This window comes from Aedoeadaptatus urinae (assembly GCF_900155585.1).
In the GTDB taxonomy this organism is placed as follows: Bacteria; Bacillota; Clostridia; order Tissierellales; family Peptoniphilaceae; genus Aedoeadaptatus; species Aedoeadaptatus urinae.
Genome location: NZ_LT707417.1, coordinates 1 through 14,546, shown reverse-complemented (window position 1 = coordinate 14,546; position 14,546 = coordinate 1). Strand labels below are relative to the sequence as shown.

Sequence of the window (14,546 nt, the reverse complement as noted above, 5' to 3'; positions counted from 1 at the left end):
ATAAAATATACGTTTGTATTTTATAATTCCGACACTTTTTAATTGTTTTTGTAAAATCCATCCGATTTTTTCAATAAAAAAAGCTCCCGCAGGAGCTTTTCATTTCTATCAGACGAGCATGCCGCCGTCTACATTTAAAACGGTGCCGGAAATATAAGAGGCCGCGTCGCTTGCCAAAAAGGCGTAGGCCTTGGCGATGTCTTCCGGCTCGCCGATGCGGCGCATGGGAATATTGGCCACGATGGGCTCGATCATTTCCTTGGGCACATTGCGCATCATGTCCGTATTGGTGACCCCGGGCGCCACGGCGTTGACGCGAATGCCGTCGGGACCCAGCTCGCGGGCCAAGGACACGGTGAGGCCGTTGACGGCAAATTTACTGGTGGGATAGCCCACGCCGGCGGGCTGACCGAATTTGCTTACCATGGAGCTGGTGGAGATAATGGCGCCGCCCCCTTGCTTCTTCATGTGGGGAATCGCCGCCAAAATGGCGTTAAAGACGCCCTTGACGTTTAAATTCATGATCTTGTCGAATTTTTCCGACGTGTAGTCATAGACGGACTTATCGTCGGCGATGCCGGCATTGTTGACCAAGACGTCGATGCGGCCGTATTTTTCCGCGATGCGGTCCATTTCCGCCTTCACCGCATCCCCGTCCATAAGATCGGGCCATGCCCCTTCCACTTCGCCCTTGCCTTCAAAGGACTTCATGGCGGCATCCACCGTCTCTTGGCGGGAGCCGAAGAAAATCACCTTCGCCCCTTGAGCCAAAAATTCCTCAACAATGGCGTGACCGATGCCACGGGTGCCCCCGGTAACCACACATACTTTATCTTTTAACATATTGTCCTCCTTATTCAATTTACTGTTCTTTTATATTTATACCTGAAAATAAGTATCTTTAAACCATGGCGCCTAAACATGAACAGCGTTGTCTTAAAGCCTCGAGCCATTTCTCCTCTTTCGAATCAAATCCTCGGCATAAAAAAACAGCTGCCGGAAGCAACTGCTCTTTTACATAAGGCCAATTTTTTCTTATTGATTCAGCAAATTCTTTCTCCATGTGCCGTTGAAAATCATGGAGAAGGCGTTGCCGCGATTGGCTGCGACCAAAGGGTCTTGCTCACTCAGCGGCTTGTCGTCCGGCTTCGGCGTCGCCGGTTTTTCTGCGGGCTGTTGTTCTTTCACCTTGGCATTGTAGACCATGACGAAGACGTCGCCGCGGGTGGCGGGTTTTTCGGGATCCAGCTTTTCAATGCCTCCTCGGGAGCCGATGATGATCATTTCGTTGGCCCAGCGAATCCAACTGTCCGGCCATTGGGCCTTCGCTTCATCGGCGGCGGTGAGCTCGGCTTTCGTCGCCGCCACGAGGATTTTCACGATTTCCGCATTGGAGATATTTTTTTCCGGGCGGAAGGTGCCGTCGGGATAGCCGATAATGGCGCTGACCCCGCCGGCATTTTTCGTTTGGGAAGCCACGCGCACATAGCCGTTGGCCCAGTGGCTCGTGGGGACGTCTTTAAAAATAGCGGCTTTTTCAGCGGCTTCACCTTGCTTGCCGTCCATTTTTACCAACAATGTGGCGATCTCCGACCGCTTAATGGGCGCATCCAGCCCCAAGGTGCCGTCGGGATAGCCGGTGACGACACCGGCCTTTTGCAAATAGGCGATCTTTTCATCTCGACTTGCGGCAAAGGCCGAACGAGCCGGCAAAATCAATCCCAGGGCGAGTAAAAGCACCGCCGATAATCGACAAATTCGTTTCATCATATCCTCCATTCATTCTTTCTTTGTTTTAGCCTAACACAGGATAAAGAAAAGTACAATGTTCAAGCACGCCCCTACTCTTTCCGCCGCTCGCCCTTTTCGTCGAAGGTGCGTCGCAGGTCCATTTCCGTGGCGGCCACGGAGGCCAAGAGAAAAGCGACTTCAAAGGCGGTGTAGTAGCCCATGTAATCTTCACCACCCGGGCGGCGAAGGGCGAAGATTAACACGACGAGGGTGATGAGGGCGAGGACGCGGCCCCATGTCCGCCACCTTTCGGCGCAGGCGGCCTGGGCGTAATCCCAGGTGTCCTGATTAAGCATGGACATGGAGGTGCGATAGCCGTAGGCACCGTTAATGGTTTTCGGCGGATGATCCACCATGATGCGGCCGGAAATAACCATGATCCCCGGAGTTAATAACAGGGCGAAAGCCATAGCCACTTTAAACCCCATAGGCCCTCCTTTCTCTTTAGATGATTTTTCCTACGCCTATTTTACCCGTATTTAAGGAAAAATAAAACGAGGCCCTTAAGGCCCCGCTCATTTCTATTATTAGGATACGGAAAGTTTCTTGTCGTGGCTGTAAATGCTCCTGAGGTAGAGGACCACGGCGGCGATAAGCATAAGCCCGCTCAATACCAGGGCCGTCCTGAAAAACAGTTGGGAAGCGACCTGATTAAAATATTCTTCGGCGACAATCTGTCTTTGGCTTCCCATGGTATTGACCACCGCTTTACTCACCACATTTATGACCACTTGCAGGCCGATGTAGAGCATAAGAGGCCCCCCGATGCCGAAGCGGCGGAAGGGCTTTTCGCTCCCGACGCTTGTGACGAAGACCCACACGGATGCGGCAAAAAGGATGCCGGTGATGATTAAAATGCCGAGGCCCTCCAAATAGGTGACGGCCGGCTTCTCAAGGAAGGCACTGAGAAACTCTCCTACCTCCGGATAACCCCCCATTTGGCGGACGAAAAGGGGGCCGAAAAAAGTCACGGATGAGAGGACCGCCAGCACTTCCACGATGATCAGCCAAATGGCCCGACCGCCCATGACTTCTTTTCCCGTCAAAGGCAGGGCGGCGAAGAAACTGCCGTAGGCGCCGTACATGCGCTTGTAATCCCTCACATAAAGCCACAAGGGAAGGAGGCTCACGCCGATGAAAAAAGCTGCGACGCCGACAAAGACGGTGACGGCGCCGATCGCGCTCTCTTCTCCCGTGTAGCTCCACAAGAGGAAGCTGCCGAGAATAGCGCAGACCACCATGGCGAGAAGAATCCATTTGTCTCGCTTGAAATAATAGCTGATAAGTTTAGACATCGTACACCTCCCTGAAAATCGCTTCCAAATCCTTGCCGTAGCGGCTGCGGAGGGCTTCCACATCCTCGTTTAAAAGCACCTTGCCCTCTTTTAAAAACACCGCCGTGTCGATAATGGGCTCGATGGCTTCCACCATGTGGGTGGAGATGATCAAGGTCGCTTCCGTATCGAAGCCGTCCAAGATCCCGTCGATGACGTTTTTCCGCGCCAAGGGATCCACGCCGCCGATGGGCTCATCCATTAAATAGAGCCGCGCCTTCCTGGACAGAGTCAGCGCCACCTGGAGCTTGTCCTGCATGCCCTTGCTCATTTCCCGAATGCGGCGAGAGGACTCCAGGTCGAAGGATTTCAGCATGTAAAAGGCCTTCTGCCGATCGAAGTCGTCGAAGAAATGGCCGTAGAGATCCACGCAGGCCTCGGCGGTTAAATCCTTGGGCAGAGGCAGGTGGTCCGGCTGGTAGCTCACCATATTTTTCGTGGCCTTGCCGATTTTTTCACCGAAGATTTCCACCTCGCCCTTGTAGCTCATCTCGAGACCGGCCAAAATGCGAAGGAGCGTCGTCTTCCCCACGCCGTTTGGCCCCATAAGCCCCACGATGTGGCCAGGCTCCAATGCTAAATCCAGTTTGTCCAAGACGACATTGCCTCGGTAGTCGATGTCGATTTGTTTGCAATCAACGGCCCTCATGAGACCCTCCTTTCTCCCAACGCTTGTTCAATAATTTTACCGCTGTCTCCTGTGACATGGACAGATCCGCCGCCACGCCGATCAGTTGATCGCAGGCGTCGAAAAACGCGTCCTTGCCCAGGGTGTCGATGGTGTCTTTATTTTCAGTCACAAATTTCCCCCGCGTTCGATCCGTTTCAATGAGCGCTTCTCGCTCCAGCTCCTGTAGTGCCCGCTGCACGGTGTTTGGATTCACGCCGTATTCTTTCGCCAAATTTCGTACCGATTCCAATTTTTCTCCCGGGATCAGCTCCCCGGCGGCGATTTGCTTTCGAATGGTTTCGTAAAGCTGCAAATAAATCGGTCGATTGCCGTCAAATTCCATGGGCCCTCCTTTCATCTGTACTACTTCTTTTACAAATCACATCGTTCAAACTTCCTAATGCCTATGAGGTTTAATAAATAAACCAATCCCCAGTTAAGTGCCATAAACCGAATAAAATCGATTCCCTTTCCAGTATCCAGCAGCTGCCCCAAATGATACATAGGCGATGCCAGTTGGACCCACGGGAATGATTTTAAATACACGAAAACGACAAACAGGACAATAAATAGGCCGATAGAAACATGAGATTTAACATACATACTGAGACTTTGTACTAGGCTAATGGCCAGTATGTACAACGAACCGGTCGCAACGATCGTCATCAGATCAGAAAGATAGCGGCTGTCAAACAGCTTTCCGTCAGCTATCGGAAGATTCGCAACCAACAAATAATAGCAACCAATCGAGAAGACAATGAACAGCGCCGTCACGACCCACCAGTAAATGGATTGCGCATAAAACTTCGATCGATAAATCCTGCGCCGATTATTGACGCGGTTCAACATCATGGAGAGGCTTCCGTTTTCAATTTCCCCTTTTAGTATATTCGCACTGTTGATGGCGAGAATGAGAAAAATAACGAAGACCATGTAGACCAAGGTGTACATATTATCGGCAAAAGTTAGCCCATTGATTGGCGCATTGCCGTTGTACGTGACAATCAACGAATGATTGTGTACGCCCAAACCATAAAACAAGGGCAACAGGAACATGAAGAATGCAAGCAGATTCTCTTTTCGCCTTAACTGCTTAAACAGTTCGAACTCTACAAGTGCCTTCATCATTTCCCTCCTCTAATAGTTTTTCCAGCGGGTTGATTACTTTTTCAATCCTCGAAATGGTCGTGACCGCGCTTATGTGGTGCAACTTCTCGTTAAGATTTTCTTCCGTTACCTCCACCCTATGCTTATCTATTTTTCTCACATAACCATCCTCAATGGCTTCGGCATCATCGACAGATAACAACGCGGCACTTTGAATATGAATGTCCCCATCATAGTGCTTGACTCCGTCTCTTATCACAATGAGACGATTGCATAAAGACTTCACTTCGTCTAAGTTGTGGTCCGAAAAAATCACCGCCATTTTCTGCTTCTTTGCCATCTCCTGAATGAGGCTTTTTACCATCCCGCGGCCGTGAATATCCAAGCCCACAAAAGGTTCATCTAAAAGCAGCACGGTTTGGGCATTGAGCAAGGCTTGCGCAAATCCGAGCCTCTGCTTCATTCCGAAAGAAAATTCTTTAATCTTCTTTTTCTCCACCCCTTCCAAACCAACTGTATTCAACACACGCTTGATTTCATTGTTCATTTCCTCTGCACGCCTTATTCCATTTAAGTACAAAATGGATTCCAAATTTTCATAAGCGGTCAAATACTCATAAAAATTCGGCTCCACGGAAATGCCGAACTTTTTCCGGCAAGGTGAATCCATGGTGACTTCTTCGCCTTCGTAGCATATTTTTCCGAAATCGGCATGAATTTGTCCGGATAAGATATTCAACAAGGTGGTTTTCCCCGCGCCGTTTACGCCGATGAGGCCGACAATGTCGCCCGCATTTAAATGCATCGAAAAATTGAAAAGTCCCCTTCCGTTTCCATAGTCTTTGGTTAAGGACGCCACATCAAGTAAATCCATCATTCCCTCCTTTCGACTGTACCACTTCCTTAATACAGTCATATTGTATCGCCGTCTTAATACAGTGTCAACTCTTTTTTTGAATTTTTTTGCTGAAAATGTCTTTTCCGAAGATTTTAATAAAATTTCGCAGAAATCCTTCGCCGCAACCGAAAGTTGCGCCCCGGTTGCTTGTGCTCTATTCTTCTTTTTGTTACAGTGAATTCAGGAAAACACGAATCAAGAAGGAGTTTCTTATGTATGGTGAAAAAATAAAAGCAAAGCGAAAGGCCATGGAGCTTTCTCAGGAGGACTTGGCGGAAAAGCTCGGCGTCACCCGCCAGGCCGTGTCCAAATGGGAAACGGATCAAGCGCAGCCGACCATGACTAATCTCAGGGAGTTGGCGGAGGTATTTTCCGTGGACATGGCCTATTTCATCGGAGAAGATGATTCGAAGAAAGAAGAACCTTCTCCCCTTAGCGATACCTTTGTGACAATCCTCGCCTACGCCATCGGCCTGTTCTTTTTTCTCGTCTACTATTTTATCCTTGCCGACGCCCTTTTCCACAAAAGCCCCACATCCGCGGCCTTAATGCCCCTCACCCTTTACTTCATCCTCGCCACCGTGGCCTTTCCTCAAGCCTATAAATACACCGGCGACCGTTTGGATCATTTGGAACTTAATTTCTTTCGCCTCGTGGCGCTCCCGGCTCTTTATGTCATCGGCCCTGTGGTCGTTCTCTATTCTCTTTTCAAAAAGAAAGATTAATTCTCCCGCGCACGACGCGGGTTTTTTGCGCAAAAAAACGGACGCCTCAGCGTCCGCTTTCATTCAGAATATAGGAAGGTGTCATTATTTTAGTATTCTTGCATCGCTTTATTCATGACAAAATATTTCGCTAAGTCAAATAAGAAAAAGCGCACTTTCGATAGCAAGATGTTTTCATAGCATTTCCAGTAACCGACGAATCGATGGTGTCGCCTCTGGCTAAAGGCTTCCACGTCGGAGACGGGATAACCGAGAAAGATGCCTATTTCGTCGGGACAGCCAATTAAAAACCGTGTTTTTAATTCCGCAATGGCTTCGTCCACAGTGGCGTATTTATAGCCGCGATTCTTTAAAAAAGCTCGGCATCTTCGGTCAGTAAGTCTGTGTTCAAGTCTTTTTTTGTCGTAAAAGTATAGAAGCAAGCTACCTTTGGGATTTCTCAGCTCGGCATGTGCAAGGGGTACGACATGCTTGATGCTTTCATCCCGTGCCCAGCATCGGGAAAGATCTCTCGATGGATTGACTAAGTTAACCAGAGTTCCCGTTTTTCCGCAAAAAACCGTGGGCGCCGTATAGGCTTTAAGTATAGCTTCTAAATAGTCTCGATCATTACATGAGTTGCATTGATTGAGGTAACGAACCGTGGAGTCATTGAGTTTACGCTTCACATAATGCGCGAGCACTGTCTTCGCACTCCTTCAAGCCGTCTGCATCCGGCTCGCCTTTACAAATGACGGTGGCGACATAGGCGGGGGAAAGTCCTCGAACTTCGTCCTCCCAGGTTTCCATCCATTCGCCCTCCGCCCAATCGTAGGAGCCAAACAGTAGCACATATTTTCCTTTCAACAGAGGATTTACTTCATCCATCAAAGGACGCATGGTCGATTCTTCCAGCTCTTCTGCACCCATAGCCGGACAACCGAATGCGATCCTGTCTGCATCCTTGACGTTGGCCTCTGTTGCGTCGGCGGCTTCGATTAACGAAGCTTCCTGACCGGCTGCTTCCAAGCCCTTGGCGACTGCCTTCGCCATGGCTTCGGTGTTGCCGGTCCCCGACCAGTAAATGACAGGTATCAAATTCCCTCCTTTCTACCTTGCGGCACTTCACGCTGCACGCATTGGCATAAACGACAGAATCACCTGATATGTACCGCAAAGAATGATTTGATAATTCATATCGTTTACATCTGTTATTATAATCGTCCCTTCGAATTTTTGCAAGGCATTTTCGAAACTTTTTGAGATTTATTTTCAATGCGTATTTTCGGCTTGGTTTCGGGCTTTTCAGGCGTGTTTTCTTTACAACCTATGCTTTTTCGAAATTTTCTTCTCGATCTGCTTCCGATTTTTCTCTTCGACCTTCTTTCAATTCTTCTCGATCTTGTTCCGAAATATTCTTTTTCGTCTTCTCTCGTTTTCTCTCTACGATCTTCTTCCGATTTTTTCTCGATCATCTTCCGCCCTCGTTCTGCCATCGCCTTCATCGCCTCGTTCTCTACGGCGATTTTTCCCCAAGATTTTTCCGTTCAAGTCTTTCTTTTCCTTCCTCATATCGAATTCTTCGTCACTTCTTTACTTTTTTCGCTAATTATTTATTGTTTATCGTTAAATCTCGGGTATAATAAAAGCAGGAGGTCGATATGAAACGATTACAAACCACAATTATCGCCGTCGTCTTGGCGGCGGCCATCCTTTCCGTGAGCGCCTTTTTCGCCATCATCGGATCGGCTTTAGTGAAAGCGTGGGTGCTGAAGGATGCCACCTTTACCATCTACCTGCCCTTGATTCCCGCGAGCCTCGCCTTTTGGGGAGCAAGCGGCGTCTTTCTTCTCGCGGGGTTGGCCCTGGGCCTATACACCACGTTTTTATACGCCAAGGGCCGCCTATTCACCCCGGCCATGGTCCGCGGCTTGGAGCGGGTGGGCCTGTGCTTTTTAGGCGCCGGGGGAAGCTTTTTGCTTCTCGCCATTTACCTGGCCGTGAACGTGCAGCTGGCCGCCCTCTTTCTGCTCTTCTTTCTCCTCGACCTGCTCCTCGGGGCGGCGGCGCTCTTCTTTTTTCTCCTGGCCGATGTGGTGGATGAGGGCCGCCGTCTGCGGGAAGAAAACGACCTGACCATTTGAGGTGCGCCATGATTTGTGTGGATTTAGATATTATGCTCGCCAAACGAAAGATGAGCCTGACGGAATTGTCCCGGGCGGTGAATGTGAGCCTGCCCAATCTGTCCATTTTAAAGACCGGAAAGGCCAAGGCCATTCGCTTTTCCACCCTGGAGGCCATTTGTCGGGCCCTTGATTGTCAGCCGGGAGATATTTTGCGCTACGAAGGAGATGATGACCATGACGCGGACTAAGGGCTTGAAGGCTTTAGGCGCCCTCTTTTGCGTGGGCCTTGCGGCGATTCTTATTTTCTCCGACGCCACGCCCCGTACGATCAAGGCCATGAACGCCGCCTTTGGTACTCACGTCACGAGGCGGGCTATGTGCATAGACGCCGTAAAAAAGCCGCCGGATTTTCTCGGCGACGGCGTAAGCTATGCGATTTACAAGTTGAATGACGAGGACATGGCCCGGCTAAATAAAGATTTGAAAAAGGCGAAGGCTTTTTCCGCCGACAGCGAGATCGGAGGGAATGTGGTCTCGGCGCTGAAATGGGCGAAGGAAGAGCAGCCGGCCATAAAAGATCCCGCCCTGTCGTTTCCCAAGTGCCGCTACTATTATGTGGACCGCTCCCCGGATGCGGCGGGAGATGCTATTTCCAACTACGACGCCCTTGTCGTGGATGAGGAGAATTTGCTGATTATGTATCTGGTCTACGACAGCTAAGACCTTTCAAATTCATATGACCGAAAAATCACGGCTTATTGCATCTTTGCAAGGAGCCGTGTTTTCTTATTCGAAACTTTTCCATTAAAAAACTGCCGAGGGTATAGTCCTCGACAGTTCATTTCATTTATTCCGTTGTGATTAAAAATTTATTTCTCTTAGAGACCTAACCCCATTTTTCGGACCGAAGGGACGAGAAAATGGTTGGTAGGTCCTATGTCAGGATGGCCCGGCGGGACGAGCCGAGCGAGTCGCCCGGTTGCCATCTACGGCTAGAAGGCGATTCTAAAGTACAGGGCGATGAAGCACAGAATGATCGCCATGGGTACATAAATAAACTTGCCCAGGTAGTACCATCTCTTGCTGCGTTTTACCTTGCTGCCCGAGTTGATCTCGTCGATGAGGGCGTCGGCATCCATAATCCAGAACCAGGAGATGGCTCCGAGGGTGGCGCCCAGGGGAATGATGTAGATGGACACGAGATCCATCCAGGGTCCCCAGCCGCCTAAGATGGCGCCGTCGACGCCGCCGATGGGTTCCATAAAGATGCCGGGGATAAAGGAGGCGAGGCCGATGAGGATCAACACGGTCTTTCGATTTAAATTTTTAAATTGATGGAGAATGGACTCGCAAACGACCTCAAACATATTTTGCAGGGAAGAGATCCCGCCAAAGAGCACGGCCAGGTACAGGGCGATGGCAAAGATTCTACCCCCCGTCATGTGTTGAAGAATCGTGGGCAGGGTCACGAACAAGAGCCCGGGACCGCCTTCGGGATTTTCGCTGAAGGAAAAGAGGGCCGGGATCATAACGAGGGCCGCAACCATGGCCGCAATGGTGTCGAAGAGCCCCGTTTGCTTGGCCCCTCCCACAATGTCTTCGTCCTTGTTCAGATAAGCGCCGCAGACCAGCATCCCGCTCCCCGTGATTGACAGGGAGAAGAAGGCTTGCCCCATGGCTGTTACAAGTACTTGCGGATCCAGAAGCTTTTTCCAATCCGGCGTAAACATAAATTTGTACCCTTCAACGGCATTGGGTAGGAAGGCCACACGACATGCCAAGATGACGAACAGAACGAAGAACATCGGCATCATAATTTTATTTGCCTTTTCAATGGACTGAGCCCCACTGACACAGGTCAATAGGGTCAGGACGATGACGATAAAGTGGAAGGGGATGACGCTGAAGTTTTGGCCCGAAAAGGATGCGAACCAAGCCTCCGAATCCACGGTCATTAGACTTCCGCTCAAGCTTTGGAAAAGGGATTTTAATACATAAGAAATAATGACAGCGTAGCCGATGGCGATACAGATAGAACCTAAAAGAGGTAGCACGCCGACAGCTTTTCCGACCTTAGACAGATTTCTGTGGGACCAGGCTTTTTCGTAGGAGCCCAGGGTCCCCGTTTCGGAGTACCGGCCCGCGGCGTACTCGGCGGACAGACCGAAGTAGGCGAAGATAGCGATAAAAAATAAATAGACGACTAAAAATGCGCCTCCGCCGTTGGCTGCCAGCTTATAAGGAAAGCCCCACACATTTGCCATGCCTACCGCCGAGCCGACGGTGGTCAGTATGAAGCCCCAAGTCGATGTAAACTTATTGTCCTTCATTTAAACCTCCTTTATTCTTTATCACTTTGTTTAAATAAACTTACCCGTAATCATACACTCTTTCCCTTGCAATGTCTAGCTTTTCCTGCCTGTTTTTATACTTTTTTCGAATAAAATAATGCCATGCTCGGCAACGGAATCCCAAGCCATAAGGCGGAGAAGAAAAACAAAAGCACGACTCGTCAACGGGGTGATGTACGCAAAGATAAGACTGCCATTTCACAATTCAGGGCACAAAAAAACACACGCCGTCGTTAAGATCAGCGTGCGTTCTTTGTGTGACCGGCAATTTCCTACTCTCCCGGGTCGTTACCAACCAAGTACCATCGGCGTTAGAGACCTAACCCCATTTTGCGGCCCGGAGGGACGGAAAATGGATGGTAGGTCCTATGTCAGGATGGCCCGGTGGAACGAGCCAAGCGAGTCGCCCGGCTGCCATCTACGGCAAGAGGCTCGCCTCTTCTATGTTATTACTCTTCTTTTCCTTTTACAGGCACAAAAAAACACACGCCGTCAAATGATCAGCGTGCGTTCTTTGTGTGACCGGCAATTTCCTACTCTCCCGGGTCGTTACCAACCAAGTACCATCGGCGTTAAGAGGCTTAACTTCTGTGTTCGGTATGGGAACAGGTGTGTCACTCTTGCTATCGTCACCGGACGAACCATTCTGCATATACAATCTCTTTGGTCAAGTCTTCGACCGATTAGTATCTCTTAGCTACATACATTGCTGTACTTCCACCTGAGACCTATCTACCTCGTAGGCTACAAGGGGTCTTATCATTACTGAGGGAAATCTCATCTCGAGGGGGGCTTCGTGCTTAGATGCTTTCAGCGCTTATCCCTTCCAAACTTAGCTACTCAGCTATGCCATTGGCATGACAACTGATGCACCAGCGGTTTGTCCATCCCGGTCCTCTCGTACTAAGGACAGATCCTCTCAAATTTCCTACGCCCACGACGGATAGGGACCGAACTGTCTCACGACGTTCTGAACCCAGCTCGCGTGCCTCTTTAATGGGCGAACAGCCCAACCCTTGGGACATGCTTCAGCCCCAGGATGAGACGAGCCGACATCGAGGTGCCAAACCTCCCCGTCGATGTGGACTCTTGGGGGAGATAAGCCTGTTATCCCCAGGGTAGCTTTTATCCGTTGAGCGATGGCCCTTCCACTCGGTACCACCGGATCACTAAGTCCTGCTTTCGCATCTGCTCCACTTGTCGGTGTCGCAGTTAAGCTTCCTTTTGCCTTTGCACTCTTCGCACGATTTCCGTCCGTGCTGAGGAAACCTTTGAACGCCTCCGTTACTTTTTGGGAGGCGACCGCCCCAGTCAAACTGCCCAACTGACAGTGTCCCTCTTCCGGATTCACGGAAGTAGGTTAGAATTCCAGAATGAATAGAGTGGTATCCCAAGGGCGACTCCCGAAACACTGGCGTGCTCCGTTCTAAGTCTCCCACCTATCCTGTACAGTCCATTCCGAAATCCAATATCAGCCTGCAGTAAAGCTCCATGGGGTCTTTCCGTCCTGTCGTGGGTAAGCGGCATCTTTACCGCTACTACAATTTCACCGGATCCTTTGTTGAGACAGTGCCCAAATCGTTACACCTTTCGTGCGGGTCGGAACTTACCCGACAAGGAATTTCGCTACCTTAGGACCGTTATAGTTACGGCCGCCGTTTACTGGGGCTTCAGTTCTAAGCTTCGCTTGCGCTAACTTTTTCCCTTAACCTTCCAGCACCGGGCAGGTGTCAGCCCCTATACTTCGTCTTTCGACTTCGCAGAGACTTGTGTTTTTGGTAAACAGTCGCTTGGGCCTTTTCACTGCGGCCATGTTTCCATGGCTCCCCTTCTCCCGAAGTTACGGGGTCATTTTGCCGAGTTCCTTAACAAAGGTTTTTCCGCTCGTCTTAGGATTCTCTCCTCACCTACCTGTGTCGGTTTACGGTACGGGCGACAATACGCGAATAGTGGCTTTTCTTGGCAGTATGGATTCGGCTCCTTCTCTACTTATTTTCGATCCGCATCACACGTCAGACTTATAAGAAGCGGATTTGCCTACTTCTCATCCTTGGTGCTTGCACGCCTCACCAACCGGGCGCTGCGCTTATCCTTCTGCGTCCCCACGTCTTCATTGCGTTTGCCGGTACAGGAATCTCCACCTGTTGTCCATCGACTACGCCTTTCGGCCTTGCCTTAGGTCCCGACTTACCCTGAGTGGACGAGCCTTCCTCAGGAAACCTTGGGTTTTCGACGGGTGAGATTCTCACTCACCTCTCGCTACTCATGCCAGCATTCTCTCTTCTGTACGCTCCACAGGGCCTTACAGCTTCTGCTTCATCGCATACACAATGCTCCTCTACCAATCCTTACGGATTCCACGGCTTCGGTATCGTGTTTAGCCCCGGTTATCTTCGGCGCAGAGTCACTTGACTAGTGAGCTATTACGCACTCTTTCAATGTATGGCTGCTTCTAAGCCAACATCCTAGTTGTCTCAGTAACTCCACATCCTTTTCCACTTAACACGAATTTTGGGACCTTAGCCGGTGGTCTGGGCTGTTTCCCTTTCGACTATGAAGCTCATCCCCCATAGTCTGACTCCGGAGGCGTCTGTCTTCGGTATTCGGAGTTTGATAGGTCGCGGTAACTTGGTAAAGTCCCTTGACCATTCAGTGCTCTACCCCCGAGACATGCCCTTCCAGGCTAGCCCTAAAGCTATTTCGAGGAGAACCAGCTATCTCCGCGTTCGTTTGGCTTTTCACCCCTATCCACAGGTCATCCGATAACTTTTAAACGTTACCCGGTTCGAGCCTCCATTGAATTTTACTTCAACTTCACTCTGCCCATGGATAGATCACGCGGTTTCGGGTCTATAACCTCCAACTCTTCGCCCTGTTCAGACTCGCTTTCGCTACGGCTTCAATGCATAACATTTTAACCTCGCTGGAAATCATAACTCGCTGGCCCGTTCTACAAAAAGTACACGATCGTGGCTCGAGACCACTTTCGCTGCTTGTAAACATCCGGTTTCAGATTCTATTTCACTCCCCTCCCGGGGTTCTTTTCACCTTTCCCTCACGGTACTTATGCACTATCGGTCACCAAGGAGTATTTAGCCTTAGGGGGTGGTCCCCCTGTATTCCCACCGGGTTTCACGTGCCCTGTGGTACTCGTTTAGAGTGGCAGCGCTTCGCTTCGCATACGGGACTGTTACCCGCTATGGTTGATCTTTCCAAATCATTCTGCTCGCTGACGATGCCGTATCTCAGGTTGGGCTGGACCCCGTTCGCTCGCCGCTACTGAGGGTATCGAGGTTTCTTTCTTTTCCTCGGGGTACTTAGATGTTTCAGTTCCCCCGGTATTCCTTTCATACGCTATGGATTCACGCATGAATGCTGAGAGGTTCTCTCAGCGGGTTTCCCCATTCGGAAATCTGTGGATCGATGTGTATTTGCCACTCCCCACAGCTTTTCGCAGCTTATCGCGTCCTTCATCGGCTCTTGGTGCCAAGGCATCCACCGGATGCTCTTTCTAACTTGACCTTACGATCTATTTCGTTGAAATTGTAATCTTAAATTTAAATTT

The 14,546-nt window shown here is 50.0% G+C and carries 16 protein-coding genes and 2 rRNA genes; 4 read left to right on the top strand and 14 right to left on the bottom strand.

What is annotated here, in order from left to right:
• Nucleotides 1-108: 108 nt before the first annotated feature.
• The 8 genes from BQ7397_RS02475 to BQ7397_RS02440 all read right to left on the bottom strand — a co-directional run bounded on the left by BQ7397_RS02475 (nt 109) and on the right by BQ7397_RS02440 (nt 5,776).
• A complete protein-coding gene (locus BQ7397_RS02475) occupies nt 109-843 on the bottom strand; it encodes an SDR family NAD(P)-dependent oxidoreductase (protein ID WP_077074608.1) in 735 nt (244 codons plus the stop codon).
• 192 nt (nt 844-1,035) lie between these two features.
• On the bottom strand, nt 1,036-1,767 hold the full coding sequence (locus tag BQ7397_RS02470) for an S-layer homology domain-containing protein (RefSeq protein ID WP_077074607.1): 732 nt from the start codon (nt 1,765-1,767) through the stop codon (nt 1,036-1,038).
• 74 nt (nt 1,768-1,841) lie between these two features.
• A complete protein-coding gene (locus tag BQ7397_RS02465) occupies nt 1,842-2,219 on the bottom strand; it encodes an SdpI family protein (protein ID WP_083703384.1) in 378 nt (125 codons plus the stop codon).
• Between the two features lie 99 nt (nt 2,220-2,318).
• Nucleotides 2,319-3,086 (bottom strand): hypothetical protein, encoded by a 768-nt coding sequence (locus BQ7397_RS02460; RefSeq protein ID WP_077074606.1) that lies wholly within the window; start codon nt 3,084-3,086, stop codon nt 2,319-2,321.
• Nucleotides 3,079-3,774: an ABC transporter ATP-binding protein gene (locus tag BQ7397_RS02455; protein ID WP_077074605.1), complete on the bottom strand. Its 696-nt coding sequence runs from the start codon at nt 3,772-3,774 to the stop codon at nt 3,079-3,081. The genes BQ7397_RS02460 and BQ7397_RS02455 overlap by 8 nt, the downstream gene beginning before the upstream one ends.
• A complete protein-coding gene (locus BQ7397_RS02450; protein ID WP_077074604.1) occupies nt 3,761-4,138 on the bottom strand; it encodes a GntR family transcriptional regulator in 378 nt (125 codons plus the stop codon). Before BQ7397_RS02450 ends, BQ7397_RS02455 begins: the two co-directional genes overlap by 14 nt.
• Before the next feature lie 29 nt (nt 4,139-4,167).
• The gene (locus BQ7397_RS02445; RefSeq protein WP_077074603.1) at nt 4,168-4,920 is read right to left on the bottom strand and encodes an ABC transporter permease subunit; all 753 of its coding nucleotides are present in this window, start codon (nt 4,918-4,920) and stop codon (nt 4,168-4,170) included.
• Nucleotides 4,889-5,776 (bottom strand): ABC transporter ATP-binding protein, encoded by an 888-nt coding sequence (locus BQ7397_RS02440; RefSeq protein ID WP_077074602.1) that lies wholly within the window; start codon nt 5,774-5,776, stop codon nt 4,889-4,891. The genes BQ7397_RS02445 and BQ7397_RS02440 overlap by 32 nt, the downstream gene beginning before the upstream one ends.
• Before the next feature lie 236 nt (nt 5,777-6,012).
• Here BQ7397_RS02440 and BQ7397_RS02435 point away from each other — a divergent pair, with 236 nt between their 5' ends.
• A complete protein-coding gene (locus BQ7397_RS02435) occupies nt 6,013-6,525 on the top strand; it encodes a helix-turn-helix domain-containing protein (RefSeq protein ID WP_077074601.1) in 513 nt (170 codons plus the stop codon).
• A gap of 89 nt (nt 6,526-6,614) precedes the next feature.
• On the opposite strand, the gene BQ7397_RS02430 is transcribed toward BQ7397_RS02435, so the two are convergent.
• From BQ7397_RS02430 to BQ7397_RS02420, 3 genes are all read right to left on the bottom strand, one after another.
• Entirely contained in the window at nt 6,615-7,208 is a 594-nt protein-coding gene (locus tag BQ7397_RS02430; RefSeq protein ID WP_077074600.1) for a DUF3793 family protein, read from the bottom strand.
• Nucleotides 7,183-7,602, bottom strand: coding sequence for a flavodoxin (locus BQ7397_RS02425; RefSeq protein ID WP_234970558.1), 420 nt, complete (start codon nt 7,600-7,602; stop codon nt 7,183-7,185). Before BQ7397_RS02425 ends, BQ7397_RS02430 begins: the two co-directional genes overlap by 26 nt.
• 116 nt (nt 7,603-7,718) lie before the next feature.
• Nucleotides 7,719-7,979 carry a hypothetical protein gene (locus BQ7397_RS02420; RefSeq protein ID WP_077074599.1) on the bottom strand — a complete coding sequence of 87 codons (261 nt, stop codon included), beginning with the start codon at nt 7,977-7,979 and terminating at the stop codon, nt 7,719-7,721.
• A 186-nt stretch (nt 7,980-8,165) separates the two neighbouring features.
• On the opposite strand from BQ7397_RS02420, the gene BQ7397_RS02415 reads away from it, so the two are divergent.
• Genes BQ7397_RS02415 through BQ7397_RS02405 form a run of 3 tightly spaced genes read left to right on the top strand, consistent with a single transcriptional unit; the run spans nt 8,166 to nt 9,350 of the window.
• Nucleotides 8,166-8,648 carry a DUF2975 domain-containing protein gene (locus BQ7397_RS02415; protein ID WP_077074598.1) on the top strand — a complete coding sequence of 161 codons (483 nt, stop codon included), beginning with the start codon at nt 8,166-8,168 and terminating at the stop codon, nt 8,646-8,648.
• Nucleotides 8,649-8,656: 8 nt separating this feature from the next.
• Complete coding sequence (locus BQ7397_RS02410) at nt 8,657-8,878, top strand: helix-turn-helix domain-containing protein (protein WP_077074597.1); 222 nt, start codon at nt 8,657-8,659, stop codon at nt 8,876-8,878.
• Nucleotides 8,865-9,350, top strand: coding sequence for a hypothetical protein (locus BQ7397_RS02405; RefSeq protein ID WP_077074596.1), 486 nt, complete (start codon nt 8,865-8,867; stop codon nt 9,348-9,350). The genes BQ7397_RS02410 and BQ7397_RS02405 overlap by 14 nt, the downstream gene beginning before the upstream one ends.
• Before the next feature lie 272 nt (nt 9,351-9,622).
• Here BQ7397_RS02405 and BQ7397_RS02400 read toward each other — a convergent pair whose 3' ends face one another.
• The 3 genes from BQ7397_RS02400 to BQ7397_RS02390 form a co-directional block, all read right to left on the bottom strand.
• Nucleotides 9,623-10,960 carry a sodium-dependent transporter gene (locus BQ7397_RS02400; RefSeq protein WP_077074595.1) on the bottom strand — a complete coding sequence of 446 codons (1,338 nt, stop codon included), beginning with the start codon at nt 10,958-10,960 and terminating at the stop codon, nt 9,623-9,625.
• Between the two features lie 541 nt (nt 10,961-11,501).
• Nucleotides 11,502-11,618 (bottom strand): 5S ribosomal RNA (rrf, locus tag BQ7397_RS02395).
• Between the two features lie 26 nt (nt 11,619-11,644).
• A 23S ribosomal RNA gene (locus BQ7397_RS02390) occupies nt 11,645-14,503 on the bottom strand.
• Between the last annotated feature and the right edge of the window lie 43 nt (nt 14,504-14,546).

Excerpts from the sequence above, each read along its gene's own strand:
- BQ7397_RS02475 (WP_077074608.1), bottom strand. The coding sequence starts at position 843 with ATGTTAAAAGATAAAGTATGTGTGGTTACCGGGGGCACCCGTGGCATC.
- BQ7397_RS02470 (WP_077074607.1), bottom strand. The coding sequence starts at position 1,767 with ATGAAACGAATTTGTCGATTATCGGCGGTGCTTTTACTCGCCCTGGGA.
- BQ7397_RS02465 (WP_083703384.1), bottom strand. The coding sequence starts at position 2,219 with ATGGGGTTTAAAGTGGCTATGGCTTTCGCCCTGTTATTAACTCCGGGG.
- BQ7397_RS02460 (WP_077074606.1), bottom strand. The coding sequence starts at position 3,086 with ATGTCTAAACTTATCAGCTATTATTTCAAGCGAGACAAATGGATTCTT.
- BQ7397_RS02455 (WP_077074605.1), bottom strand. The coding sequence starts at position 3,774 with ATGAGGGCCGTTGATTGCAAACAAATCGACATCGACTACCGAGGCAAT.
- BQ7397_RS02450 (WP_077074604.1), bottom strand. The coding sequence starts at position 4,138 with ATGGAATTTGACGGCAATCGACCGATTTATTTGCAGCTTTACGAAACC.
- BQ7397_RS02445 (WP_077074603.1), bottom strand. The coding sequence starts at position 4,920 with ATGAAGGCACTTGTAGAGTTCGAACTGTTTAAGCAGTTAAGGCGAAAA.
- BQ7397_RS02440 (WP_077074602.1), bottom strand. The coding sequence starts at position 5,776 with ATGGATTTACTTGATGTGGCGTCCTTAACCAAAGACTATGGAAACGGA.
- BQ7397_RS02435 (WP_077074601.1), top strand. The coding sequence starts at position 6,013 with ATGTATGGTGAAAAAATAAAAGCAAAGCGAAAGGCCATGGAGCTTTCT.
- BQ7397_RS02420 (WP_077074599.1), bottom strand. The coding sequence starts at position 7,979 with ATGATCGAGAAAAAATCGGAAGAAGATCGTAGAGAGAAAACGAGAGAA.
- BQ7397_RS02415 (WP_077074598.1), top strand. The coding sequence starts at position 8,166 with ATGAAACGATTACAAACCACAATTATCGCCGTCGTCTTGGCGGCGGCC.
- BQ7397_RS02410 (WP_077074597.1), top strand. The coding sequence starts at position 8,657 with ATGATTTGTGTGGATTTAGATATTATGCTCGCCAAACGAAAGATGAGC.
- BQ7397_RS02405 (WP_077074596.1), top strand. The coding sequence starts at position 8,865 with ATGACGCGGACTAAGGGCTTGAAGGCTTTAGGCGCCCTCTTTTGCGTG.
- BQ7397_RS02400 (WP_077074595.1), bottom strand. The coding sequence starts at position 10,960 with ATGAAGGACAATAAGTTTACATCGACTTGGGGCTTCATACTGACCACC.